This is a genomic window from Paraburkholderia sp. PAMB 6770, from assembly GCF_057748135.1.
Map to the genome: position 1 here is coordinate 1257780 of NZ_CM173239.1, position 22243 is coordinate 1280022.

Sequence of the window (22243 nt, forward strand, 5' to 3'; positions counted from 1 at the left end):
CGGCGCGCCGCGCGGCGGCGTCAGCCATCGAGCGTGTTCAGCGCGCTGATGCGCCGGCCCACCGTCTGCGCGAGGATCGGCAGTTCGTCTTCGTTCAGGCTGAGCGCGTCGGCCAGCAGCCGGTGATTGATCCAGCCGCGCACGACAGTGCCGAGCCCGACCGATGCACAGTACAACGAAACATTCTGCGAGATTGCGCCGGCGGCGATCGCGGCGAGCAGTTCGCGCTGCTGCGGCGGCGCATCCAGCAGCGTCGACGCGCGCACGACATAGACCAGATCGAGCGGTGCCGCACCGACGAAGTCCTGGTAGCCGGTGAGGTTGCGCGCATCGACCGCGCGCGTCAGCACGAGCCGGTGGTGCGGCGCGTCGTAGCGATAGACGCCGTAGGGCAGTGCGACATGAATGTCGATCTCGTGACGTCCATGCGCGGACGGCGCCGTGCGTCCGCCGGTGAGGTCGCGGTTGACGCCGTCGGCGGCCCACAGCAGCGCGCCGAGCATCTGCGTGGTGAGGGGTGCGTCGGCAAATTCGCGCGTGCTGGCGCGCAGTGACAGCGCGGCCATCAACGAGCCGGCCGCGCCCAGATCGGGCCGCGGCAGCGGGATCGTGGAGGGCGCTTCGCCGCGCGTCGGCGCGGGCGCGCTCGCGGGGGCGGGGGCGTAGGTCAGCAACTCCGTGGTGCTCATAGGGAACTCCGTCTGGATCGAAGCGAGGCATGCATGTGGTCGGATTCACGATAACGGCCTGCCGGCGGTGCGCGTTGATCCTGATCAACGCCGCGTCCGGCTGCGGCCGGGGTGAAAGTGGGCGCGCAAGCGGGAGCGCAAGCGATGGAAGGCGGCGGAAGGCGACGGCCAGCGGCGGCAAACGATGGAAAGCGGTAGCAAGCGGCAGCAAGCGGCAGGAGGTTGCGGCAAACGGCGGCAAGCCGCGGCAAACGATGGCAAACGGCGGCAAGCGGCAGGAGGTCGCCGCCGGCGGAGACGAACGGCGGATGTGCGTCCGGTCGCGTTACGTTTCGTCGTCGGCGAATACGCTGTGCTCCGGCGTGGCCTCGTCCGGATCGACCCATTGCACGTGCCACTGCCCGTGCACCGGCGCGGCGAGCGGGTCGCGCAGCCAGAGCGCGACGCCGGTTTCGCCTTCATACGGGCCATCCGTTGCGGTGAGGTCGAGTCCTTCCAGCATGCAGCAGGGCGCGCTGGCGCCGGGCGTGCCGATGGCGGTGCGCCCGGGCGTCAGCACGAGCGGTCCCCAGGCGGGAAGCGGGAGGCCAGCGTGTCCCTCGCGAGACCATTTGCCTGCGTCCCGGTCGAGCCACAGGATCGCGTAGGTTGCGGGTGCGCTGTGCGCGAACGTGTCGAGGTGTACGGTGATGCGCATTGCGCCTCCTGTGCCGATTCCGGCGCTCCGCGACGCAGCCGCGGAGCGCCGCTATCAGGATCGCGCACGCAGTCACGCGCGTATTGATGCACGTCAAGGCGTACATCAAGGCGTACATCAAGGCGTACATCAAGGCCGACGTCAAGGCGTACTTCAGCGGACAAACATCAGCGGACAAACATCAGCGGACAAACATCAGCGCGCACCTCCCTGGCCGGCGCCGGCCGGGCCGCCGGCCGGCGCGCGTGCCGCGAGCGCCGCGACGGTGCGGCGAACGTTCAGGTAGTCGTCGGTCTTGTCGAAGAAATGGTGCGCGCCAGCGAGGCGGCAGGCGGTCTCGAACGCCGGGGCCGAATGGTTCGTCAGCACGATCACGACGACCCGCGGGCGCGCGGCGCGCAACGCGGCGATCACATCGAGGCCATGACCGGCCGCGAGCTGCAGGTCGATCAGCGCGACGTCCACCGGGTCGCGCAGCAGCGCCACAAGCGCGCTCTCGCCGTCTTCGGCCTCGCCGACGATCGTGACGCCCGCGATATCCGCGAGCAGCAGCGCAATGCGCCGCCTGACCGGCGCGGCATCGTCGACCAGAAACACGCGCAAGGTCATGTCGGACGGATCATGTCGAGCGAAGGGGGCGCGCGGGGCGAGCCATATCAGTGCGCCATCAGCACGGGCACCGTCATCGACTGCAGGATCGTGCGCGACGCGCCGCCCATCACCAGTTCGCGCCAGCGCGAATGGCCGTAGACGCCCATCACGATCAGGTCGCATTGCAGGTCGTTCGCGTACGACAGCAGGGCGTCGCCCGGCGATGCGCCGACCGTGTGCTCGACCTTGACGTTTGCGCGATGGCGCGCGAGCGCGAGGGCGATGTCGGTGCCGGACGCGCGCGCGCTGTCGCCGGTATCGGCGCCTTGCGCGTCGATCGTGAGCACGGTGGTCTGCTGCGCGGTGGCGATGAACGGCAGCGCGTCGTGCACCGCGCGCGCCGCTTCGCGGCTGCCGTCCCATGCGGCGAGGATGCGCGTGCCGAGCGCGGGAAAGTGCCCGGCATACGGCAGCAGCAGCACCGGCCGCCCCGCCGACAGCACGAGGTTTTCGACGAAGTGCTCGGCAATGAAGCCGTCCGGGTCCGTCGCATCCGCCTGTCCGGCGACGACCAGATCGGCGCAGCGCGCACGCCGCGGCACGTCGACGTTCGGATCGCCGTCGGCGGCGAACCAGTTGCCGTTCACGCCCGCGCGCAGGCATTCGGCGGCATAGAGGCGCTCGACCGATGCGCGATGCTGCTCGCGCTCGCGCCGCCGCGCGTCGAACCATGCCGCCGTGCCGGTCGATTCATAGAAGCTGTAAGGCTGCGGCATGAACACCGAAAAGAGGCCGTCCAGATGCGCGTCGAAACGCCGCGCGAGCGCCAGCGCGGTTTCGAGGCGCACGGGCGTGCGCGCGCTGGTGTCGAGATGAACGAGGAGGCTTTTGTAGCGCATGGCGAGAGTCCCAGGAGACGCGCGCGAGCGACGCGCGCAACCGGCGGCGCCGGTACGTGAAAAGCAGTGTAGGGGGCGCGCCGCCCACCGCGTTGATGCAGGTCAACCGGTGCCGCGAGCGCGCTCCTATAGTGAAGCGGCACGCCGGCGGCCCCGGCCCGGCCTGCCCGCGGCGCGGCCCGGCATGCGCGTGAAGCCGGGCGCACCGCTGCACGACTTTTCAGGTCTCTTGAACGGAGAACAGCATGAGCACCACGCAACGCATCGCGTTCGTCACCGGCGGCATGGGCGGGCTCGGCGCGGCGATCAGCCGGCGGCTGCACGACGCGGGCGTCACGGTCGCGATGTCGCATTCGCCCCGCAACGATCACGCGGCCACCTGGCTCACGCACGAGCGCGAGCAGGGGCGGCGCTTTCAGGCTTTCGAGCTCGACGTCACGTCGTACGATTCGTGCGAACGCTGCGCGAAGCGCGTGCTCGACGAACTCGGCCGCGTGGACATCCTGATCAACAATGCCGGCATCACGCGCGACACGACGTTTGCCAAGATGACGCGCACCGACTGGGACGCGGTGCTGCGCGCCGACCTCGACGGCCTGTTCAACGTGACGAAGCAGTTCATTGCCGGAATGAGCGCGCGCGGCTTCGGGCGCATCGTCAACGTCGGCTCGGTGAACGGCGAACGCGGCGCGTTCGGGCAGACCAGCTACTGCGCGGCAAAGGCGGGCGTGCACGGCTTCACGAAGGCGCTGGCGCTCGAAGTCGCGCGGCACGGCGTGACCGTGAACACGGTGTCGCCGGGTTATCTGGCGACCGCGATGGTCGAGGCCGTCCCGAAGGACGTGCTCGACACGCGGATCCTGCCGCAGATTCCGCTCGGCCGCCTCGGCAAGCCGGACGAGGTCGCGGCGCTCGTCGCATTCCTCTGCTCGGACGACGCGGCCTTCATCACCGGCGCGGAGATCGCGATCAACGGCGGCATGCACATGCATTGATGCGGCGGCGCGCGCGAAGGCACGCGCCGCCGCGCGCGGCGCCGGATCACTGGCTCAACACCCACTGGATCAGCACGTGCGCGTCCTGCGGCGAAATCTCGCCGCCGCGCTCGGGCGGCATCGGCATGGGCGTGTCGCCCCAGTGCGCCTTGCCGCCCAGGCGCAGCTTGTTTTCCAGCATCGCGCGCGCGTCCGGCACGTTGCGATAGCGGCGTGCGATCTGCTGGAACGAAGGCGCGAGAAACGGCGCATCGACCGTATGACAGAACATGCAGTGATGCCGGTCGACGAGCGCGGCGGCGTCGTCGCCGGCCGCCGGCGCGCGGGCCGCGTGGCACGCGAGGACGGTCGCGACGCCGGTCGCGGTGAGCAGACGCAACGCATTCATGAGGAGCCTCGCAGCAGGTGAGGGCGAGACGCGCGCGGCGCGCGGATGCGCCGGCGGCGTGCCGGTACGACGATCGTCGCCGCACTCGCGCGGCGCGCGCTTGAGCGAGATCAACGGATCGCGCGCGGTCCCGGTGCGTTTGACGCACGTCAAGCCGGCCGGCGCGGCAGGCCCGATGATGAGGACATCCGGGCCGTGCATCCTGTGTATCGTGCGCTTCCTGCGCGGCGCGCCCGGCGCTGGCCGCACGCGGCCGGTGCAACCCGTGGAGTCCGCCGTGTATCAGCGAATCATGACCGCAGTCGATGGGAGCGCGTGCGCCGCGCGCGCGCTGGCCGAAGCGATCCGCATCGCGAAGCACATGCAGGGCAAGGTCTTCGCCGTGCACGTGATCGACAAGACGCTGCTGTACACCTACGTCGGCCACGACGATCCGTCCGGCCTGCTCGCCGTGCTGCGGCGCACGGGCCAGCACGCGCTCGACGCGGCCGCGACGGCGCTGCGCGACGCGGGCGTCGACGCGCAGGTCGAACTGATCGAGACCGCCGGCTTGCACGACGACATCGCGCGCTGTCTGCTGCGCCACGCGCGGGAGATCGACGCGCAGCTCATCGTGCTCGGCACGCACGGCCGCCGCGGACTCGCGCAGGCGCTGCTCGGCAGCGTCGCGCAGCGCGTCGCGAGCGGCGCGGACGTGCCGGTGCTGCAGGTGCGCGAGACCGCCGCCGCCGGCGCGGCCGAAGCGCCGGAAGCGCCGGAAGCGCCGGAAGCGCCGGAAGCGCCGGAAGCACCGGAAGCACCGGATGCGCCGCGCGCGCACGCGTGAGGCCGCGATGAAACGCCTGCCGCTGTCGCGCAAGCCGGGCGATACGCCCGGACCGCTGCGCACGCTGTGCGCCTTGCTCGCCACGTTCGCCGCGTTGTTCGCGATCGGCGTGTGCATTCATGGGCTCGTATTCGACGTACCGGGCGCGCTCGTGGCCGGCGCCGTCGTGCTGATCGTGTCGCTCGGCGCGGTGGTCGTGCTGCTGAATCCCGGTCCGTCCGATGACGGCTGAGGAGGCCCGTGAAGACACTGCGCGGCGCGAGCGGCATTCTCAAGCTTGCCTTCAGGCTGCTCGTCAACGATAGCGCGAAGTTCTCCGCGCTGATCGTCGGCATCACGTTCGCGGTGTTCCTGATGGTGGAGATGACGTCGCTGTTCGCGGGCATTCTGAACAAGTCGTCGTCGACGGTGATCAACATCGGCGCAAAGGTCTGGGTCATGGATCCCGCGGTGCAGACGATCGCGAGCAGCATCGGCATGCCCGACTACGTGCTCGACGCGGTGCGCAGCATCGACGGCGTGCGCTACGCCGTGCCGCTTTTTTCGGGCGCGGCGCTCGTGAAGCTGCGCGACGGCACCTACCAGGCGGCCACCGTGATCGGGCTCGACGACACGACGCTCTATGGCTGGCCGCACATGGTGGCCGGCCGCATCGAGGACATCTACGCGGAAGGCGGCTTCATCGCGATCGACGACGCGGAGTTTCCCAAGCTGGAGAATCCGCAGCTCGGCACCGACTTCGAGCTGAACGATCACCGCGGCGTGATCGTCGGCATCGCCACGGTATCGAGCAGCGGGCTGTTCGGCACGCCCACGCTCTATACGACGTACACGCGCGCGATCGAGTATCTGCCGGGCACGCGTTTTACGACCTCGTACATCCTGGTCGAGCCGAAGTCCGCGGCGGATATCGCGCACATCAAGGCGGCGGTCGCCGCGCTCGGCTACGTCGCGTACACGAAGGCCGAGTTCATGGACCGCATCGCGCGCTTCTACAAGTACGAAACGGGCCTCGGCACGAACATCCTGCTGATGACGGTGATCAGCTTCGTGGTCGGCCTGTCGATTTCGGGGCAGACCTTCTATACGTTCATTCTCGAGAATCTGGAGAAATTCGGCGCGCTGAAGGCGATCGGCGCGAAGCGCCGCGAGCTGGTCGGGATGATCCTGTTCCAGGCGACATTCACCGCGCTCACCGGTTACGGGCTCGGCGTGGGCCTGTGCGCGGCGTCGATTGCGCTCGCGCGGCTGCGCATTCCCGATTACGGCGCCCTGATCACGTTCGGCAACCTCGCGCTCGCGTTCGGCATGGTCGTCGTGATCGCCGGGCTGTCGAGCTATCTGGGCGTGCGGCGCGTGCTGCGCATCGAGCCGTTCGACATTTTCCGGGGCTGACGTGGCGCCGCTCGCCATCGACGCGCAAGGCGTCAGCAAATGGTTCGGCGAAGGCGACGCGCGCACCCGCGCGCTCGACGGCGTCGCCATGCAGGCGTCCTTCGGCGAGATGCTGCTGATCGTCGGGCCGTCCGGCAGCGGCAAGACGACGCTGCTCAGCGTGATTTCCGGCATCCTGCGGCCCGATGCGGGCACGGTGCGCGTCGACGGCGTCGATCTGTGGACGCTGTCCGACGATGCGATCGCGACGTTCCGCCTGAACCGCATCGGCTTCGTGTTCCAGGACTATCACCTGTTTCCGCGCCTGAGCACCGCGGAAAACGTCGCGATTCCGCTGATCCTGAAGCGGCGCGACTGGGACGACGCGCTTGCCGAAGCGCTGAAATATCTGGCGATCGTCGGCCTCGCGAACCGCGCGGCGCTGCCGCCGGTGAAGCTCTCCGGCGGCGAGCAGCAGCGCGTCGCGATCGCGCGCGCGATCGTCAGCCAGCCCGACATCCTGATTCTCGACGAGCCGACCGCGTCGCTCGACGGCGACACCGGGCGCGCGATCATCGAGTTCGTCAAGCACGACGTGCTCAACGAGAAGCGCTGCATCGTGATCGTCACGCACGACAGCCGCATCTTCGACTACGCGGACCGCATCCTGCACATGGAGGACGGCCGCCTGATGCACGTCGATACCGGGAGCCCGCCATGAAGCAGCGCATCCTGTTTGCGATCGCATTCGTCGGCTTCGTCGCGAGCCTCGCGGCGGCCTGGGTGTTCGGGCTGCAGCAGTCGCCGCAGCCGCCAGTGTTCGCGCCGGCCGCGAACCCCTACGCGCACGGCGTCTACGCGATCGGGATCGTCGAGAGCGATCAGGGGGCGGGGGAGAACGTGAACGTGTACCCGGACGTGAGCGGCCCGGTCGTCGCGCTGGACGTGCACGACGGCGATCTCGTGAAGGCCGGCGCGCCGCTTTTGACGATCGACGACCGCGTGCCGCGCGCCACCGCCGCGCAGCTCGACGCGCAAGCCGACGCGGCCGCGGCGCTGCTCGACGAACTGAAGGCGCAGCCGCGCGCGGAGACGCTGAACGTCGCGCGCGCACAGGTCGGCGCGGCGGCGGCCAGCCTGAAGATGGCCGAGGATGCATTCGACAAGCAGGAGCGCGCATACGAGATCGATCCGAAAGCGGTGAGCCGCGACACGCTCGACAATGCGGCGAATGCGCTGAAGGTGGCGCGCGCGAATCTGGACGTCGCGTCGCGGCAATACGATCTGACGCACGCGGGCGCCTGGGTCTACGACGTGCGCAACCAGCAGGCGCAGGTCGACGCGCTGCGCAAGGCCGCGGCGGCCTCGCACGCGCTGCTCGATCACTACACGCTGCGCGCGCCGGCCGACGGCCGCGTGCTGGCGCTGAACGCCGCGCTCGGCGCGTACCTGTCGCCGCAGGGCGTCTATGACAGCTACCAGCAGGGTTTCGAGCCCGCGATCGTGCTCGGCACGCCGCAGCAGCAACTCGCGGTGCGCTGCTTCGTCGACGAAATCCTGATCGACCGGCTTCCCGACCCGCATGCGCTGAAGGCGCGCATGTTCATCCGCGGCACGTCGGTGCAGGCGGATCTGCAGGTGGCGCGCGTGCAGCCGTATGTCACACCGAAGATCGAACTGTCGGACCAGCGCACCGAGCGCGTCGACGTGCGGGTGCTGCCGGTGATTTTTCATGTGGTGCCGCAGCCGGGGCTGCGGCTTTATCCTGGGCAGATCGTCGATGTCTACATTGCCGCGAGCTAGCTGCGCCACGCGCAGGCGGCGCGCGGGCCGGCGCGCACCAGCCGCACCGGCCGCACCGGCCGCACCGGCCGCACCAGCCGCACCAGCCGCACCAGCCGCACCGGACGCACCGGACGCACCAGCCGCACCGGACGCACCAGCCGGGCAGGCCGCGGGGCCGGCACGCGCGCTGGCGTTTGCATGCGGGCTCGCCTTCGCGCTCGCCGGCGGCGGATGCGCGCTCGGCCCGGACTTCGCGCGGCCGGCCGCGCCGCCGGTGACACAGTTCGAGCAGGGCGCGCCGGTGCGCGGACCGCTCGACGCTGCCGGCGAGACGCAGCGCTTCAGCGCGCTCGAACCGTTGCGCGACGACTGGTGGACCGCGTTCGGCAGCCGCTCGATCGACGACGCGGTCGGCGCGGCGTTCACCGGCAGCCCGACGCTTGCGCAGGCGCAGGCCGCGCTGCGCCGCAGCGACGATCTGCTGCGCGCGGGCGCCGGCGTGTTCTACCCGCAGGTCGACGCGCAGGCGGGCGCGCAGCGGCAGCGCTATTCGCCGTTGCATATCGGCGAGAATCTGCCGGCCTCGATCTTCAACCTGTTCACGCTGTCGGGAACCATCAGCTACACGCTGGACCTGTGGGGCGGCGCGCGCCGCCAGGTCGAGAGCCTTGCCGCGCAGACCGATGCGGCGCGCGACGCGCTGGCCGCGACGTGGCTCACGCTCAGCACGAACGTGGTCGATACCGTCATTGCGTGCGCCGCGTATCGCGACGAGATCGACGCGACACAGCAGATGATCGGCCTCGTCGACGAGCAGATCGCGCTCACCGACGCGCAGGTGCGCGCGGGCGCGACCGCGTATGCGGCGGTGCTGACGCTGCAGAGCGAGCGCGCGACGCTCGACGCGTCGCTGCCGCAGCTGCGTCAGAAACGCGCGCAGGCCGACGATCTGCTCGCGGCGCTGAGCGGCCAGTTTCCGGCGCAAACCGCCGCGGTGTCGCTGTCGCTCGCGGACATCGCGCTGCCCGCCCGGCTGCCGCGGACGCTGCCGTCCGCGCTGGTGCGCCAGCGGCCCGACATCCTGCAGGCGGAGGCTGCGCTGCATGCGGCGTCGGCCGACATCGGCGTCGCCACCGCGGCGCTGTTGCCGCAACTGACGCTGTCGGCCGCGGGCGGCTTCGGCAACCTCACGGTCCCGTCGCTTTTCGCGGGCGCGGCCCGCACGTGGAGCGTCGGCGCTGCGCTCGATGCACCGCTGTTTCATGGCGGTGCGCTCTGGTATCAACGCAAGGCGGCGCTCGACGCCTACGATGCCGCGCGCAACGCGTACCGCGCGGTCGTGCTTGCCGCGTTCGAGCAGGTCGCCGACACGCTGCGCGCGCTCGACAACGACGCGGCCACGCTCGCCGCGCAAACGCGCGTGCTCGATACGTCCGCCGAGGCGCTGCGGCTCCTGAAAGCGGACTACGCGGCCGGCACGGTCGGCTACCTCGATCTGCTCGTCGCCGACGGCCAGTACCACCAGGCGCAGCTTGCCTGGCTGCAGGCCAAAGCGCAGCGGCTGCAGGACACCGTCGCGCTGTACGCGGCGCTCGGCGGCGGCTGGAGTGCGCCGGCCGCCGCGCGCTGAACGGAGCGCGCCGGCTTCGTTTGATCGGCGTCAACGTCGGGGACGGCGCGCAGTCTACAGTGATACGCGTTGGGGCATGAGCCCCTGGGAGAGAAACGCCATGCAAGCCTCGGAGATCATGACGACGGAGGTCGTCACCGTCACCCCCGAAACGTCGGTGCACGATGCGGCGACGCTGATGACCACGCATCACATCAGCGGGCTGCCGGTGGTCGATGCGCACGGTTTTGTCGAAGGCATCGTCAGCGAAGGGGATCTGCTGCGGCGGGTCGAACTCGGCACCGGGCAGCCGCAGCGCTCGTGGCTCGCCGAGTTTCTGCATTCGACGCGCCGGCTCGCGAGCGAATACCTGAAAGAGCACGCGCTGAAAGTGTCCGACGTGATGACGGCCAACGTCATCGCGGTGCGTGCGGATACGCCGCTCGCCGACGTCGCGGACCTGCTCGTGCGCCACCATATCAAGCGCGTGCCGGTGCTCGACGAAGGGCGGCTCGTCGGCATCGTGAGCCGCGCCAACCTGATTCGCGCGCTCGCGCGCGCCACTGAAGCCGATCCGCAGGTGCAGGCGAGCGACGAGGCGATCCAGCGCCACGTGCTGCAGGCGCTCGGCGGACACCGCTGGACGCTGCCGGCCGACAGCATCGTCGTGAAGGAAGGCGTCGTGCATGTCTGGGGCACGGTGAACTCCGAGGAGGAACGCAACGCGATTTGCGTGTGCGTCGAGCGTGTGCCGGGCGTGAAGGGCGTGGAAGACCATCTCGGCTATCCGGTCGTGTTCACGCCGATGTGAGCCGCGCGGCGCAGGCTGTGCGGCCTGCACGGTCCTGCGCTATCGTCGCTGCCGCGCCGCGGCGGCAGCCAACCGCATCCCTGCGTGTCATGGATGTCATCACGGAGTAACGAGCATGAGCAATCTGACCAGCTACGATCCGTTTCTGCCCGATCAGGTGTCCGACCTGTTCCAGGGGCTGTTCCGGCCGCTGCGCAGCCTGCCGTCGGGCGAGGAGCGGCCGGCGGCGTCGATGAAGATCGACGTGGCCGAGAACGACGGTGGCTACACGGTGAAAGCGGAGTTGCCGGGCATCGACAAGAACGATATCGACGTGCAGATCGACGGCCGGCTCGTGTCGATCAACGCGAAGGCCGAGCGCAACAAGGAAGAGAAGGAAGGCGAGCGGGTGATCCGCCGCGAACGCTATACCGGCTCGATCAACCGTTCGTTCACGCTGGCAAGCGAGCTCGACGAGAGCCGCGCGAGCGCCCAGTATCAGGACGGGGTGCTGACGCTGACGCTGCCGAAGAAAGCGCCGGCCGGGCACAAGCGCCTCGCGATCGGCTGAGCGGCGTGCGGGCGGATGCGCGGGCTCTCGCGCCCGCCCGGCATCGGCGTGCGCACGGCGGCGCGCGGCCGCCGGGCGCACGAACGCGCCCGGGTGACGGGTCTGCCTCGACCACGTGGTGACCCGGCCGCGTGACCCGACCGTGTTACTCGCCCATCGTGCTGGCGGGTTTCACCGCGCAGGGCGCGGTGAGCGTATCGCCGTTGCTGAACGTGAACTTCAGCGGGATCGTGCTGCCGACCTTCAGCGCATGCTTCGGCTGTTCGAGCATCACGTGATAGCCGCCCGGCGCAAACGACAGCGTGCCGTTGGCGGGCACGCCCACCTTGTCGACCATCACCATCTTCGACGTGCTGCCCGCGTTGATGGTCTTGTGCATCATCACCATGCCGAACGCGTCGGTGTCGACCGACGTCAGATCGACCGGCTTGTCGCTCATGTTCATGGCCTCGAAGTAGGCGCCCGACGGCAGGCTTGCCGGCAGCGAGCGAATCCAGCATTTCGACACCATCAGCGCGCCCGACGAGGCAGCCTGCGCCTGCATCGCGGCGGCGCACAGCGGGAGAGCGGCGAGTGCCAGCAAAGTACGTTTGATCATCATGAATTCCTCAGTAGTGGACGGAAAAAGGGAATACGGGTAACGGTCGTGTGCTGCACGGCGCGGGTCCGCGAGCCGATGCCTGCCGCCCCGAACGGCAGCGCCCTTCGCGCCGCACGGCGCACAGGTGCCGGGGTACGGACAGGGCGCGCGGGTTCGCGGCTCGGAGGAACGGTGACGGGGACCGGCGGGAAGCAGGCGCAGGCGGGCGCAGGCGGACGTAAGCGGGCTGCAGCGCGCCGCAGCGGACCCGGGCGGGCCCGCTCAGCGCGGCGGCGCGCGCGGCTGGCCGGCTGGGAACGCGTCGCGCGGCCGGAAGCCGGTGGACAACACCGGCGCGGCGGCGCACAGCAGGATCAGCGCGGTGGCGACGGGCGCCGCGAGCGCGGGCGCCGGCGTGGGATGCGCGAGCAGGTTGCAGTAGCCGCACGCCGCGAGCGAATCGTGCAGCGGCGGCGGCTTGCCGTGCGTGCCGGCGGGTTGCGCGGCGCACAGCGGCGCCGCGGCGAGCGTCGCGTCGTGCGTCGCGGCGCGTTCGAGCTGACTCACGAGCGGCGCGAGCACGATCAGCGCCATGGCCAGCAGGCCGAGCCAGGCGGTCAGCAAGGTGCGCAGTCGGACGGACGTCATCGGGAGCGGGATCACGTCGCGCAGTCTAACATCGCGGCAGCCCTGAGCCCTGAGCCCTGAGCCCTGAGCCCTGAGCCCTGAGCCCTGAGCCGGGAGCCCTGAGCCGGGAGCCCTGAGCCGGGAGCCCTGAGCCGGGAGCCCTGAGCCGGGAGCACGGAGCACGGAGCACGCAGCCCGAAGCCCAAAGCCCAAAGCCCAAAGCCCAAAGCCCAAAGCCCAAAGCCCAAAGCCCAAAGCCTGGCGCGGCAGGATGCCGCACCGCGCCGCGCCACGTAATCCGCCGACAAATCCGCCCGGGCGCAAAACATCTCTTATAATGAGAACGGTTATCATTTGCTTTTCTGGACTACGCCCCGTTATGCGCCTTTCGAACCTGACGAAACACACCACCGCGATCGTCGAGCGCGTCGACGACGCCCAGCCCGATGATCCGATTGCACAGCGCCTGCGCGATCTCGGCTTCGTGCCCGGCGAGCCCGTGCGGGTGGTCGCGTGCGGACCGTGGCGGGCCGACCCGTTGCTGATCCAGGTGGGCTCGACCCGCTTCGCGCTGCGCCGCGCCGAGGCGGAGCGCGTGAGCGTGCGCGAGGAGGGCCGCTCATGAGCGCCGCGGCATTGCGCATCGCCCTCGTCGGCAATCCCAATTGCGGCAAGACCGCGCTGTTCAACCAGCTGACCGGCGGGCGGCAGAAGGTCGCGAACTATGCGGGCGTCACCGTCGAGCGCAAGGTCGGCCGTTTCGTCGCGCCGTCGGGCCGGCCGATCCAGGTGCTCGACCTGCCGGGAGCCTACAGCTTCGATTCGACGAGCCCCGACGAGCGCATCACGCGCGACGTGCTGCTCGGGCGCTACCCGGGCGAGGCGCCGCCCGACCTCGTGGTGTGCGTGGCGGACGCAACCAATCTGCGCCTGCACCTGCGTTTCGTGCTCGAAGTGCAGCGGCTCGGCCACCCGGTCGTGCTCGCGCTGAACATGATGGATGCGGCCGCGCGGCGCGGCATCCAGATCGACGTCGCGGCGCTCGGCCGCGAACTCGGCGTGACGGTCGTGCAGACCGTGGCGGTGCGGCGCGGCGGCGCGCGCGGGCTGGTCGAGGTGCTCGACCGGACGGTTGCCGGCGCGGACCGCGCGCAACCCGGGGCTGCGGACGCGGCGGCCGCCGATCCCGGCCCCGACGCGATCCACGCGCGCGTGCGCGCGCTGCTCGCAGCGACGGTCGTGATGCCGCGCGCCACCGATGCGCGCGACGATCTGCTCGACCGCTGGGTGCTGCATCCGGTGCTCGGTCTCGCGATCCTCGCCGCAGTGATGTTCCTCGTGTTCCAGGCGGTCTACTCGGTCGGAAAGCCGATCACCGATGCGATCGGCGACGGCTTCACGTGGCTCGGCGCGGTGGCGGCCGCGTGGCTGCCCGACGGTCCGCTGCGCGGTCTCGTCAACGACGGCCTGATCGGCGGGCTCGGCACCGTGCTCGGCTTCCTGCCCGAGATTCTGGTGCTGTTCCTGTTCATCCTCGTGCTGGAGGAGTCGGGTTATCTGCCGCGCGCCGCGTTCCTGCTCGATCGCGCGATGGTGTCGGTCGGACTCACCGGCCGCTCGTTCATCCCGCTGCTGTCGAGCTTCGCCTGCGCGATTCCAGGGGTGCTCGGCACGCGCAGCATCACGGATCCGCGCGACCGGCTCGCCACGATCCTCGTCGCGCCGCTGATGACCTGCTCGGCGCGCCTGCCGGTGTATGCGCTGCTGATCGGCGCGTTCATTCCCGCGCAGCGCGTGCTCGGCGTGTTCAACCTGCAGGGCGTGGTGCTGTTCGTGCTGTACGCGGCGGGCATCGGCGGCGCGATGCTGGTGGGCTGGATCATGAAGAAGCTGCGCGGCCAGCAGGGCGAACACGCGCTGCTGATGGAGCTGCCGTCGTACCGGCTGCCGCGCGCGCGCGACGTCGCGATCGGCCTGTGGGAGCGCGGCTCGATCTTCATGAAGCGGCTCACCGGCGTGATCCTCGCGCTGACCGTGCTGATGTGGTTCATCTCGACGTTTCCGTCGCCGCCGGCCGGCGCGGTGGGCCCGGCGATCGACTATTCGTTCGCGGGTTACATCGGACGCGGGCTGCAGGTCATTTTCGCGCCGCTCGGCTTCAACTGGCAGATCAGCCTGTCGCTGATCCCGGCGTTCGCCGCGCGCGAGACCGCGGTCGCCGCGCTCGCGACGGTGTACGCGGTGAGCGGCGGCGACGCCGACGTCGCGAGCCTCGGTCACGCACTCGCCACGAACTTCTCGCTGGCGAGCGCGCTGTCGCTGCTCGCGTGGTTCGCGTTCGCGCCGCAGTGCATGTCGACGCTCGCGGTGATCCGGCGCGAGACGCGGTCGTGGCGCAACGTCGCGATCTCGTTCGGCTATATGTTCGTGATGGCGTACGCGGCGTCGTTCATCACGTACCAGATTGCGAGGATGTTCTGATGGGTGCGAGCCTCGGCTGGCAGTATGCGGTGATCGTGGCGCTCGTGGCCGCGAGTGCGCTGTTTATGTTCCGCAAGCTTGCCCCGCGGCTCGCGGCGCGCGGGCAGAGCGCCGCGGCGCGCGCGCTGATGCAGCCGGGGCGGCCCGGTGCGCTGCGCTGGCTCGGGCAGCGGCTGCTGCCGAAGGCGGACGCGGCGAGCGGCTGCGGCGATGGCTGCAGCACGTGCGGCGCGTGCGGCAGCAGCGACGATGGGCGCGGCGCGCAGGCGGAGGGGCAGCCGCTCGATCAGCCGCTCGATCAGCCTCGGAGTCAGCCGCTGCAGTTTCATCGCCGCACGGGACAGGGGCGCTGAGCGGCACGGGAATGCTCAGCGGGCCGGGCTTTGCCTCATGCTCCCCACGCAGCCCACGCAGCCCACGCAGCCCACGCAGTACACGCAGCCCACGCTCCCCGTGCTCCCCACGCGCGATCCCGCCGTATCCCCGCGATCCCCGGCGTCTCCCCGCGTCCTCTAACGCGATTTCGCGGCCATATAGGCGATCGCATCGCCGATGTCCGCATCGGAGCACGACGCGCAGCCGCCCTTCGGCGGCATCGCGTTGAAGCCGTGCAGCGCGTGCTGCAGCAGCGTCGCGTTGCCTTGCGCGAGGCGCGCCGACCAGGCCGCACGATCGCCGATCCTGGGCGCCCCCGCCGCGCCTGTCGCGTGACACGCGAAACACACCGAGTTGAACACATGCTCGCCGGCGCGCAGCGGACTGGCTGCGGCGGGCGCGTTGGTCACCACGCGCGGCGCGTCGTCGGGCGCGGCGCTGACCGGCCGCATCGCATCCGGATGCGCGCGCTCGAACGCGATCACCTCCTGCGCGGCGGTGTCGCCGTTGTTCAGCCGCAGCTGCAGGCTGAAGTACGCGGCGATGTTGGCGATGTCGCGGTCCGACAGCGGCTTGGCCATCGCGTTCATCGTCGGGTTCTGGCGCGTCGCGCCGTCGCGATAGGCGCGCAGCGCGTTCTCCAGATAGTCGCGCGGCTGGCCGGCGAGATTCGGCACGCCGGGAATGCGCGCGATGCCGTTCGCGTTGTGGCAGGCAAAGCAGACGGCGGCGCGCCGCTCGCCGGCGCCGACATCGGGCGCGGGTCCGGAAGACTGGGCGTGCGCTGCGCCCTGAACCAGCACCAGTAGCGCGAGGCCGAAACGAAGGATCGATTTCATGAGAGAGATTCCTGCAGCGGTTGAAGCGGATCAGTGGAAGCTGTTGCGGTACATGACCGCGATGCCGTAGACGAGAAACACGGCGATCCAGAGCACCAGCACGCCGACCGCGCCGGTGCCCATGCGCGCGACGGAACGCTCGGCCGTATAGACGCCCTGGACGCGTCCGGAGCGGTACAGCAGCACCAGATAGAAGCCGCCCACGAGGCCGCCGATGCCCGCGAGCGTCGCGAAGAACAGCACGGTCGACGGCCAGTCGACATGCACGGTATAGGTGCGGATGTCGTAGCCGAAGGGTTGCAGGTAGCGCACGCGGATGATTTCGCGCCACAGCGCGAGCACGGCGAGCAGCGCGAAGCCGCCCGCCGCGGGCAGATAGCCGTGCGTCGCGCGGTCGAGCCGGCGCATCCACAGCGCCATCGCGGCAAGCCCTGCCACCAGCAGCCAGCCGACCGGCTGCAGCGCGAGGCCGCTCGCGTGCGGAAAATCCGCCTGCCACGCGAGCAGCGGCACGATCGACAGCGCGAAGCCCCACTGCGCGATACGCTGGCCGAGCGCGCGGGCGAACGTGCGGTAATCGGGCTCGCGATCGGCGCGCCCCGCGAAGTAGTGCGCGTACGCGATCAGGAACACGCCGACCGCCGGCACCGACAGGCTCATGATGAACACGTAGCGCGGCCACTGGATCGCGTGCAGCGCCGCGCCGCGCGTATCCACCATGCCGCCGGGCGCGTACCAGCTCATCCACTTTTGCGGCAGCAGCGCCTGATAGGACAGGGCGTGCATGATCAGCCCGTCGAGGCAGAACAGCGCGAGCGCGACCCACGCATAGACGCCGACGTGCTTTTTCGCCCCCTCGTGATTGGCGTGATAGAACGCAAACCAGCAGCAGTAGCCGACGATCAGCGTGAAGATGAACGCGATCGCCCAGCGCCCGGACAGCACGTTGGACGTGTACCACTGCGGGTCGTAGATCACCTGCGTGAACAGCAGCGGTCCGACGCCCAGCACGATCAGCAGCGACACCGCGACCTTCGCGACCTTCGTGAGCGCGATCGACAGCCGCTCCCAGTACGCGCCGGCATGGCGCCGGTGAAACGCGTAGATCGAGAGCCCGGCGCTGCCGAGCGCGAGGTGCACGAAGGCGATGTGCAGTACCCACGTGATCACCATCAAGACCTGAAACACCACCGGCTGCGCGGGCACCCCGGCGGGGTCGCGCATCGTGTTCATCACGGTTCCGATATCCATATCGTCACTTCCTTGTCGAAACGGGTTGCAGCGCGGCCATCTGCTGCGCCGGCTGCGCGGCCGCCGGCTGCGGCTGGGCCTGGGCTTGCGGCTGCGCGTCCGGGGTTGTGTCCGGCTTTGCGTCCTGTCGTGCGTCCTGTTGCGCCCGCACCTGCGCCTGCTGCTGGGCGATCAGGTGGTTCACGTTCTTGCCGCTGTCGACCACCGCGAGGTAATGGGCGATGGCGTCGATTTCGTCGTCCGGCAGGTCGATGCGCGGCATGTACGGCTGCGTGCCGTATTTGAGCGGCCCGCGCAGGAACGCTGCGATCAGGTCCTGGTCGGTCGCGTAGTGGAACTTGCCGGGCAGATTGCGCAGCGGGCCGCCGGGTTCGAGCGAGTGGCAGTTCGCGCAGGCCATCTTCGTGAGCAGCCGGCCGACTTCGAGTTCGTCGGCGTCGTTGACGGTGCGCAGCCGGTCGGGCACGAACGGGTTCACGTGCAGCAGCCCATACTCGGCCACCGTACCGACCTCGGAGACGATCCCCTTGCCGGGCACGTCGCGCGCGATGATCTGGTTGCCGTAGATGTACTGGCCGGCGACATACGGCTTGCGCATCGATTCGCGCATCCGCTCCTCGGGCCACACGCCGAATACCGCGATGAACATGAACATCGCCACCGCGAGCGACGTATAGACCTGATGCGGACGCCACCAGGCGAACACGAGCCACAGCGTCGCGACGACGAACACCGACACCATGTCCCTCGCGTAAAGCGGCAGCAGCGTCGCGTTGAGCATGACGATCGCGTTGTTCGGCAGCGTGCGCAGGTAGTACAGGAACATCAGGACTGCAAAGAGTCCGCCGATGAGCCCCACCGGCGCGATGAAGCGCACGACGCTGCGGCGCAGCTCGCGGTCCTTCAGGCGGCTCGCGACCAGCAGGCCCACGAGCGCGGCCATCACGAACATCGCGCCGGTGCGCGTGCCGAGCTGCGCGAAGAAGTTGACGTTGTAGAACGCGTCGCTGGTCGCGCCGGTTTCGTACCAGCGGTCGTTGCCCGGCCACATCATGAACGACAGGATGCCGACGATCAGCAGCATCGTCGCCCACGAGGCGAGCGCGAACGACCAGGTGAGCTTCAGATGGGTCTTCGGATCGACCTTGCCGATCAGGTAGACGAGCGCATAGACGCCGATCACCTCGACCGTGAAGTACACCCACTCGCTCGCCCAGACCCACACGAAGTTGTGGATCAGGCCGCTCACGCCGCGCGGACTCGCGACGGTGATCGCATACCAGATGCCCGGCCCGGTGATCGAGCCGATGATGTACGAGAAGACGAGCAGGAACATCCCGTACTTCTTGATGAAATCCATCAGTTGCGGCTTGTTTTCTCGCACCGCGCGCGTTTCGAGCAGCGCGAACAGAAACGACGCGCCGACCGATGTGTGGGACGCCACGACGTGAATGACGCCGATGATGCCCATGACCCAGGCGGTGCCGATGCCCGGGACGTAGAACGTCGGATACATGCCGAGCATGTTCATACCGATCTCCTTGTCTTTGAGAGAGGTCTCGCTTTCCGCCCGGTGCGGCGCGTCGCGCGCGGCGTGCGCGCAACGCGCGCCGCGGTCTCCTCGACGGCTGCCGGGCACTGCGGGAAAGAGGGAAGGCGCGCGCAGGCGCGCGGCGCGCCCGCTTGCCGCTTGCCGCACGCGGCGCAGACCGGCAAGCGGCCTGCTACGTTCGTGCGCGTGGGTGCGTGCGCGGGGTCACGCGTGCCGCGCGCCGCCTGCGGGCGGTGCACGGCTGCGATGGGCGCGCCGCCGGAAGCGCTTCATGCCGCGGCGGGCGGGCGTGGCGCGGCGCGTGCGGCCGAACCAGAAGCTGATGGCTTGCCACGGTGCGGTGACGAGCGGCAACGCCGGCGTGTGATGCTGCAGCATGTAGCACGGACAGCCGGGGCTGGTGACGGGCGTGACGTCGCGGACGCCGTCCGCGTCCATCGCGGCGCGGACGGGAGCGGATGCGCCGCGCCACGAGGTCGGCATCGGCATCGGCGCGTCGCCGTCTGGATGCTGCGCGAGCGATGGGGCGAGCGGCGGGGTGAACCGCGTGGTGACTTGCGGGTTGGACTGAGGGGTGGCCCGAGGGGCGACCCGACAGGCAACCCGGGGGACGAACGGCGGCGCGAGAACGCCGGCACACGCGCCGACGCTCACGCCGATGAGGACGAGCCACGTCAGGAACCGGACCAGCGTGACAGCCTGTCTCATTGCGATGCCGTCGCTCCTGCGTCGCGATGGCTGGCTGCATCGCGCGTCGCGCGCGGGCGCGCAGCGGCGCCCGCGCGCGGCCGGGGGGCGGCGCTGCCGTGCCGCGCATGCGCGGCGCCGCGGCCGCGCGATGCGCGGGCCGCAGGCACGGGGACGAATTCGACAACCGCTCGCATGGCTAGAGTGTCAGTTTTTCGGCGGGCAGAGCGCCGGGCGGAATCGCGCACGGCGCGTGCCGTCCGGCATCGGAGATATCGGAGAGGGGCCATGCTAGCAAAGCACGTCGCGTTGCGATGCAGCCTGGCTGTTATGGTAGGGATTGATTGACGGGAAGGCCGGCTTGCGCATCAACGCATGCGCGGCGCGCACCGGCGGCAGGGTGCTTGTTTGCGGCAGGGTGTTTGTGGCGGGGTGTTTGTGGCGGGGTGTTTGTGGCGGGTGTTTGTGGCGGGGTGTTTGTGGCGGGGTGTTTGTGGCAGGGTGTTTGTGGCAGGGTGTTTGCGGCAAGGCGTTTGCAGCAAGGCGTTTGCAGCAAGGCGTTTCCAACAGCGCGTTTGCAACAACGCATGGGTGGCGGGATGTTTGCGCCAGGGCGTTCGCGCTAGGGTTCTTGCGCGAGGCGGCGCTGGCGCAGCATCTCGCGCGCGGCGACGATCGCCGCGCCGACCCCGGAGGCCGCGGCGACGCCGAGCGCCCAGCGTGGCCCGAAGCGGTCAGCGATCCAGCCGACCAGCGGCGCGCCAAGCGGCGTGCAACCCAGCACGACGGCCAGACGGATCGCCATGACCCGACCGCGCATGGCCGGCTCGGTCGACAGCTGCATCAGGCTGTTGGTGGTGGTCGTGAAGGTGAGGGCGGCAGCGCCCGTGAGCACGAGCGCGCCGCCGAACCAGCCGTACCCCGGTGCGATTGCCGCGAGCGCGCAGCCCGCGCCGAACAGCGCGGTGGCAAGCAGCAACGCGCTGAAGCGCGGATAGCTGCGGCCCGCGCTGGCGAAGGCGCCGCTGAGCGTGCCGAGCGCCATCAGCGACGACAGCAGCCCGTAGCGGCTCGCGTCCGCATGAAACACGCCGACGGCCATCGTCGAGATGAAGATCGGAAAGTTCAGGCCGAACGTGCCGATCAGGAACAGCATCAGCAGGATGGCCTTCAGGTCGTCGCGCGCCCAGACATAGCGGAACCCCGCCGCGAGACTGCCTGTGCCGCGTGCGGCGCGCGCGCGCACCCGAAGCTCGCCCACGCGCAGCCGCGACAGCGACACCAGCACCGCAGCGAAGGACAGGCCGTTCAGCACGAATGCCCAGCCGACCCCGACCGACCCGATGACGAGACCCGCGACGGCTGGCCCCACCATCCGCGCGGCGTTGAACGACGTGGAATTGAGCGCGACCGCGTTGGGCAGGTCGGCATCGCCGACGAGTTCCGACACGAAGGTCTGGCGCACCGGCGCATCGAACGCAGTCGTGCAGCCGAACAGCAGCGCGAACAGATAGACGTGCCACAACTGCACGACGCCGGCCACCGTAAGGACGCCGAGACCGAACGCGAGTGCGCCCTGCAGCGCCTGGGTGGTCATCAGCAGGCGGCGCTGGTCGAAGTGATCGGCGGCAAAGCCGGACCACGGCAGCAGCAGGAGTTGCGGCCCGAACTGCAGGCTCATCACGACGCCGACCGCCGCCGCGCTGTGATGCGTGAGGCCGGTGAGCACGAGCCAGTCCTGCGCGGTGCGCTGCATCCACGTGCCGACGTTCGACACGATCGCACCCGCCGCCCACACCCGGTAGTTGAAGCTGCGCAGCGAGCGGAATACGCTCCAGGCCGGATCGCTCATGCGTACTCCGCGCGGCGTTCGGACGCGGCGGGCGCGCGGCGACCGCGTGTCGCGCGGGCGGAGGCGTGAGCATGTGCGTGAGCATGTGCGTATGCAGGTGCAGGTGCGTGTGCAGGTGCGTGTACCGGTGCCGGTGCGTGTGCATGTGCTGGGCGCGATGCAGCGGGGCGGGACGGGCGGGGCGGCTCGGATGGGCTGCAACGGACGACTGGGCAATCGCGCATGGGCAGACTTTGGGATGGTCGAACGACGCGCATGCGGCTTAGTCGTCGGCGAGCCGCTTGAGCAGGTCGATGGCGGCGGCAAGCTGCTGCTGCTCCTGCACCGATAACTTCGCCTGGATGGTGCGGCACAGCCAGTCCTGGCGGACTGCGCGGCTTTGCTGGAACCACGCGGCGCAGGACGGCGTGAGCGACCACAGCGTCTGCCGGCCGTCGTCCGGATCGGGCGTGCCGCTGATGAAGCCGCCGGTTTCGAGCGGCGCGAGCACGGTGCCCATCGACTGCGGACGCATGCCTTCGCCGCGCGCGAGTTGCGACACGGTGGCCGGGCCGTCGCGCTCGAGCCGCTGCAGTACCGAAAGCTGCGAAGGCGTGAAGTCGCCGGGGCTCGCCTGCTCGCGAAGACGGCGGCGCATCCGTGCGAGCAACGCGCGGATCTCGGCGGCGAGCGTGCCGGCAAGGGGCGGCGGGGCGGAGTCGGGACGCGGATTCATGTCCGCCATTCTAGTGTTTATGAAGGTAAACTGCAAAGATTACCTTCATAACCATCGCGCTTCCGGAGCC

The 22243-nt window shown here is 69.8% G+C and carries 26 protein-coding genes; 12 read left to right on the top strand and 14 right to left on the bottom strand.

Features of this window, described 5'->3' with window-relative positions; all coding sequences use genetic code 11:
- Window positions 1-20: 20 nt before the first annotated feature.
- The 4 genes from AC3AP7_RS23040 to AC3AP7_RS23055 form a co-directional block, all read right to left on the bottom strand.
- Window positions 21-689 carry a nitroreductase family protein gene (locus tag AC3AP7_RS23040; RefSeq protein WP_487364848.1) on the bottom strand — a complete coding sequence of 223 codons (669 nt, stop codon included), beginning with the start codon at window positions 687-689 and terminating at the stop codon, window positions 21-23.
- 325 nt (window positions 690-1014) lie between these two features.
- Window positions 1015-1386 (bottom strand): DUF3564 family protein, encoded by a 372-nt coding sequence (locus AC3AP7_RS23045; RefSeq protein ID WP_487364849.1) that lies wholly within the window; start codon window positions 1384-1386, stop codon window positions 1015-1017.
- Window positions 1387-1581: 195 nt separating this feature from the next.
- Complete coding sequence (locus AC3AP7_RS23050) at window positions 1582-1995, bottom strand: response regulator transcription factor (protein WP_487364850.1); 414 nt, start codon at window positions 1993-1995, stop codon at window positions 1582-1584.
- A gap of 47 nt (window positions 1996-2042) precedes the next feature.
- On the bottom strand, window positions 2043-2876 hold the full coding sequence (locus tag AC3AP7_RS23055; protein WP_487364851.1) for a universal stress protein: 834 nt from the start codon (window positions 2874-2876) through the stop codon (window positions 2043-2045).
- A 245-nt stretch (window positions 2877-3121) separates the two neighbouring features.
- On the opposite strand from AC3AP7_RS23055, the gene phbB reads away from it, so the two are divergent.
- Window positions 3122-3871, top strand: coding sequence for an acetoacetyl-CoA reductase (phbB, locus tag AC3AP7_RS23060; protein WP_487364852.1), 750 nt, complete (start codon window positions 3122-3124; stop codon window positions 3869-3871).
- Window positions 3872-3917: 46 nt separating this feature from the next.
- On the opposite strand, the gene AC3AP7_RS23065 is transcribed toward phbB, so the two are convergent.
- Entirely contained in the window at window positions 3918-4259 is a 342-nt protein-coding gene (locus tag AC3AP7_RS23065; RefSeq protein WP_487364853.1) for a c-type cytochrome, read from the bottom strand.
- A 292-nt stretch (window positions 4260-4551) separates the two neighbouring features.
- Here AC3AP7_RS23065 and AC3AP7_RS23070 point away from each other — a divergent pair, with 292 nt between their 5' ends.
- From AC3AP7_RS23070 to AC3AP7_RS23090, 5 genes are read left to right on the top strand one after another with little or no spacing between them, the layout of a single operon-like run.
- On the top strand, window positions 4552-5085 hold the full coding sequence (locus AC3AP7_RS23070) for a universal stress protein (RefSeq protein WP_487364854.1): 534 nt from the start codon (window positions 4552-4554) through the stop codon (window positions 5083-5085).
- A 7-nt stretch (window positions 5086-5092) separates the two neighbouring features.
- Window positions 5093-5317: a DUF2964 family protein gene (locus AC3AP7_RS23075; RefSeq protein WP_487364855.1), complete on the top strand. Its 225-nt coding sequence runs from the start codon at window positions 5093-5095 to the stop codon at window positions 5315-5317.
- A gap of 17 nt (window positions 5318-5334) precedes the next feature.
- Complete coding sequence (locus tag AC3AP7_RS23080) at window positions 5335-6480, top strand: ABC transporter permease (RefSeq protein ID WP_487364988.1); 1146 nt, start codon at window positions 5335-5337, stop codon at window positions 6478-6480.
- Between the two features lies 1 nt (window position 6481).
- Window positions 6482-7180 carry an ABC transporter ATP-binding protein gene (locus AC3AP7_RS23085; protein ID WP_487364856.1) on the top strand — a complete coding sequence of 233 codons (699 nt, stop codon included), beginning with the start codon at window positions 6482-6484 and terminating at the stop codon, window positions 7178-7180.
- Window positions 7177-8262, top strand: coding sequence for an HlyD family secretion protein (locus tag AC3AP7_RS23090; protein WP_487364857.1), 1086 nt, complete (start codon window positions 7177-7179; stop codon window positions 8260-8262). Before AC3AP7_RS23085 ends, AC3AP7_RS23090 begins: the two co-directional genes overlap by 4 nt.
- Here the strand turns inward: AC3AP7_RS23090 and AC3AP7_RS23095 are convergent.
- Entirely contained in the window at window positions 8259-8444 is a 186-nt protein-coding gene (locus tag AC3AP7_RS23095; protein WP_487365065.1) for a hypothetical protein, read from the bottom strand. The two genes, AC3AP7_RS23090 and AC3AP7_RS23095, sit on opposite strands and share 4 nt — an antisense overlap.
- On the opposite strand from AC3AP7_RS23095, the gene AC3AP7_RS23100 reads away from it, so the two are divergent.
- The 3 genes from AC3AP7_RS23100 (at window position 8432) to AC3AP7_RS23110 (ending at window position 11214) form a co-directional block, all read left to right on the top strand.
- The gene (locus AC3AP7_RS23100) at window positions 8432-9874 is read left to right on the top strand and encodes an efflux transporter outer membrane subunit (protein WP_487364989.1); all 1443 of its coding nucleotides are present in this window, start codon (window positions 8432-8434) and stop codon (window positions 9872-9874) included. The two genes, AC3AP7_RS23095 and AC3AP7_RS23100, sit on opposite strands and share 13 nt — an antisense overlap.
- Before the next feature lie 100 nt (window positions 9875-9974).
- Complete coding sequence (locus AC3AP7_RS23105; protein WP_487364858.1) at window positions 9975-10664, top strand: CBS domain-containing protein; 690 nt, start codon at window positions 9975-9977, stop codon at window positions 10662-10664.
- Window positions 10665-10779: 115 nt separating this feature from the next.
- On the top strand, window positions 10780-11214 hold the full coding sequence (locus tag AC3AP7_RS23110; protein ID WP_487364859.1) for an Hsp20/alpha crystallin family protein: 435 nt from the start codon (window positions 10780-10782) through the stop codon (window positions 11212-11214).
- A gap of 145 nt (window positions 11215-11359) precedes the next feature.
- Here the strand turns inward: AC3AP7_RS23110 and AC3AP7_RS23115 are convergent, their stop codons facing one another.
- Both AC3AP7_RS23115 and AC3AP7_RS23120 read right to left on the bottom strand, forming a co-directional pair.
- Window positions 11360-11815 (bottom strand): copper chaperone PCu(A)C, encoded by a 456-nt coding sequence (locus AC3AP7_RS23115; RefSeq protein WP_487364860.1) that lies wholly within the window; start codon window positions 11813-11815, stop codon window positions 11360-11362.
- Window positions 11816-12076: 261 nt separating this feature from the next.
- On the bottom strand, window positions 12077-12442 hold the full coding sequence (locus tag AC3AP7_RS23120; protein WP_487364861.1) for a DUF2946 domain-containing protein: 366 nt from the start codon (window positions 12440-12442) through the stop codon (window positions 12077-12079).
- A gap of 358 nt (window positions 12443-12800) precedes the next feature.
- On the opposite strand from AC3AP7_RS23120, the gene AC3AP7_RS23125 reads away from it, so the two are divergent.
- The 3 genes from AC3AP7_RS23125 to AC3AP7_RS23135 are packed head-to-tail and all read left to right on the top strand — an operon-like array spanning window position 12801 to window position 15255.
- Window positions 12801-13046 (top strand): FeoA family protein, encoded by a 246-nt coding sequence (locus AC3AP7_RS23125; protein WP_487364862.1) that lies wholly within the window; start codon window positions 12801-12803, stop codon window positions 13044-13046.
- Complete coding sequence (gene feoB / locus AC3AP7_RS23130; RefSeq protein ID WP_487364863.1) at window positions 13043-14902, top strand: ferrous iron transporter B; 1860 nt, start codon at window positions 13043-13045, stop codon at window positions 14900-14902. The genes AC3AP7_RS23125 and feoB overlap by 4 nt, the downstream gene beginning before the upstream one ends.
- A complete protein-coding gene (locus AC3AP7_RS23135; protein WP_487364864.1) occupies window positions 14902-15255 on the top strand; it encodes a DUF6587 family protein in 354 nt (117 codons plus the stop codon). Before feoB ends, AC3AP7_RS23135 begins: the two co-directional genes overlap by 1 nt.
- A gap of 159 nt (window positions 15256-15414) precedes the next feature.
- Here the strand turns inward: AC3AP7_RS23135 and AC3AP7_RS23140 are convergent, their stop codons facing one another.
- The 6 genes from AC3AP7_RS23140 to AC3AP7_RS23165 all read right to left on the bottom strand — a co-directional run bounded on the left by AC3AP7_RS23140 (window position 15415) and on the right by AC3AP7_RS23165 (window position 22173).
- Window positions 15415-16116, bottom strand: coding sequence for a c-type cytochrome (locus tag AC3AP7_RS23140; protein ID WP_487364865.1), 702 nt, complete (start codon window positions 16114-16116; stop codon window positions 15415-15417).
- 30 nt (window positions 16117-16146) lie between these two features.
- The gene (locus tag AC3AP7_RS23145) at window positions 16147-17367 is read right to left on the bottom strand and encodes a hypothetical protein (protein WP_487364866.1); all 1221 of its coding nucleotides are present in this window, start codon (window positions 17365-17367) and stop codon (window positions 16147-16149) included.
- A gap of 4 nt (window positions 17368-17371) precedes the next feature.
- Entirely contained in the window at window positions 17372-18898 is a 1527-nt protein-coding gene (locus tag AC3AP7_RS23150) for a cytochrome c (RefSeq protein WP_487364867.1), read from the bottom strand.
- Between the two features lie 225 nt (window positions 18899-19123).
- Window positions 19124-19627 carry a hypothetical protein gene (locus AC3AP7_RS23155; RefSeq protein ID WP_487364868.1) on the bottom strand — a complete coding sequence of 168 codons (504 nt, stop codon included), beginning with the start codon at window positions 19625-19627 and terminating at the stop codon, window positions 19124-19126.
- 601 nt (window positions 19628-20228) lie between these two features.
- Entirely contained in the window at window positions 20229-21458 is a 1230-nt protein-coding gene (locus tag AC3AP7_RS23160) for an MFS transporter (RefSeq protein WP_487364869.1), read from the bottom strand.
- A 262-nt stretch (window positions 21459-21720) separates the two neighbouring features.
- Complete coding sequence (locus AC3AP7_RS23165; protein WP_487364870.1) at window positions 21721-22173, bottom strand: MarR family winged helix-turn-helix transcriptional regulator; 453 nt, start codon at window positions 22171-22173, stop codon at window positions 21721-21723.
- Window positions 22174-22243: the final 70 nt, after the last annotated feature.

What these genes read in the sequence shown, in the direction of transcription:
- AC3AP7_RS23135 (WP_487364864.1), top strand. Translation starts at nt 14,902, where the DNA reads ATGGGTGCGAGCCTCGGCTGGCAGTATGCGGTGATCGTGGCGCTCGTG.
- AC3AP7_RS23125 (WP_487364862.1), top strand. Translation starts at nt 12,801, where the DNA reads ATGCGCCTTTCGAACCTGACGAAACACACCACCGCGATCGTCGAGCGC.
- AC3AP7_RS23165 (WP_487364870.1), bottom strand. Translation starts at nt 22,173, where the DNA reads ATGAATCCGCGTCCCGACTCCGCCCCGCCGCCCCTTGCCGGCACGCTC.
- AC3AP7_RS23075 (WP_487364855.1), top strand. Translation starts at nt 5,093, where the DNA reads ATGAAACGCCTGCCGCTGTCGCGCAAGCCGGGCGATACGCCCGGACCG.
- AC3AP7_RS23055 (WP_487364851.1), bottom strand. Translation starts at nt 2,876, where the DNA reads ATGCGCTACAAAAGCCTCCTCGTTCATCTCGACACCAGCGCGCGCACG.
- AC3AP7_RS23040 (WP_487364848.1), bottom strand. Translation starts at nt 689, where the DNA reads ATGAGCACCACGGAGTTGCTGACCTACGCCCCCGCCCCCGCGAGCGCG.
- AC3AP7_RS23145 (WP_487364866.1), bottom strand. Translation starts at nt 17,367, where the DNA reads ATGGATATCGGAACCGTGATGAACACGATGCGCGACCCCGCCGGGGTG.
- AC3AP7_RS23090 (WP_487364857.1), top strand. Translation starts at nt 7,177, where the DNA reads ATGAAGCAGCGCATCCTGTTTGCGATCGCATTCGTCGGCTTCGTCGCG.
- AC3AP7_RS23095 (WP_487365065.1), bottom strand. Translation starts at nt 8,444, where the DNA reads ATGCAAACGCCAGCGCGCGTGCCGGCCCCGCGGCCTGCCCGGCTGGTG.
- AC3AP7_RS23045 (WP_487364849.1), bottom strand. Translation starts at nt 1,386, where the DNA reads ATGCGCATCACCGTACACCTCGACACGTTCGCGCACAGCGCACCCGCA.
- AC3AP7_RS23155 (WP_487364868.1), bottom strand. Translation starts at nt 19,627, where the DNA reads ATGAGACAGGCTGTCACGCTGGTCCGGTTCCTGACGTGGCTCGTCCTC.
- phbB (WP_487364852.1), top strand. Translation starts at nt 3,122, where the DNA reads ATGAGCACCACGCAACGCATCGCGTTCGTCACCGGCGGCATGGGCGGG.
- AC3AP7_RS23065 (WP_487364853.1), bottom strand. Translation starts at nt 4,259, where the DNA reads ATGAATGCGTTGCGTCTGCTCACCGCGACCGGCGTCGCGACCGTCCTC.
- AC3AP7_RS23050 (WP_487364850.1), bottom strand. Translation starts at nt 1,995, where the DNA reads ATGACCTTGCGCGTGTTTCTGGTCGACGATGCCGCGCCGGTCAGGCGG.
- AC3AP7_RS23140 (WP_487364865.1), bottom strand. Translation starts at nt 16,116, where the DNA reads ATGAAATCGATCCTTCGTTTCGGCCTCGCGCTACTGGTGCTGGTTCAG.
- AC3AP7_RS23105 (WP_487364858.1), top strand. Translation starts at nt 9,975, where the DNA reads ATGCAAGCCTCGGAGATCATGACGACGGAGGTCGTCACCGTCACCCCC.
- AC3AP7_RS23150 (WP_487364867.1), bottom strand. Translation starts at nt 18,898, where the DNA reads ATGAACATGCTCGGCATGTATCCGACGTTCTACGTCCCGGGCATCGGC.
- AC3AP7_RS23110 (WP_487364859.1), top strand. Translation starts at nt 10,780, where the DNA reads ATGAGCAATCTGACCAGCTACGATCCGTTTCTGCCCGATCAGGTGTCC.
- AC3AP7_RS23160 (WP_487364869.1), bottom strand. Translation starts at nt 21,458, where the DNA reads ATGAGCGATCCGGCCTGGAGCGTATTCCGCTCGCTGCGCAGCTTCAAC.
- AC3AP7_RS23115 (WP_487364860.1), bottom strand. Translation starts at nt 11,815, where the DNA reads ATGATGATCAAACGTACTTTGCTGGCACTCGCCGCTCTCCCGCTGTGC.
- feoB (WP_487364863.1), top strand. Translation starts at nt 13,043, where the DNA reads ATGAGCGCCGCGGCATTGCGCATCGCCCTCGTCGGCAATCCCAATTGC.
- AC3AP7_RS23070 (WP_487364854.1), top strand. Translation starts at nt 4,552, where the DNA reads ATGACCGCAGTCGATGGGAGCGCGTGCGCCGCGCGCGCGCTGGCCGAA.
- AC3AP7_RS23120 (WP_487364861.1), bottom strand. Translation starts at nt 12,442, where the DNA reads ATGACGTCCGTCCGACTGCGCACCTTGCTGACCGCCTGGCTCGGCCTG.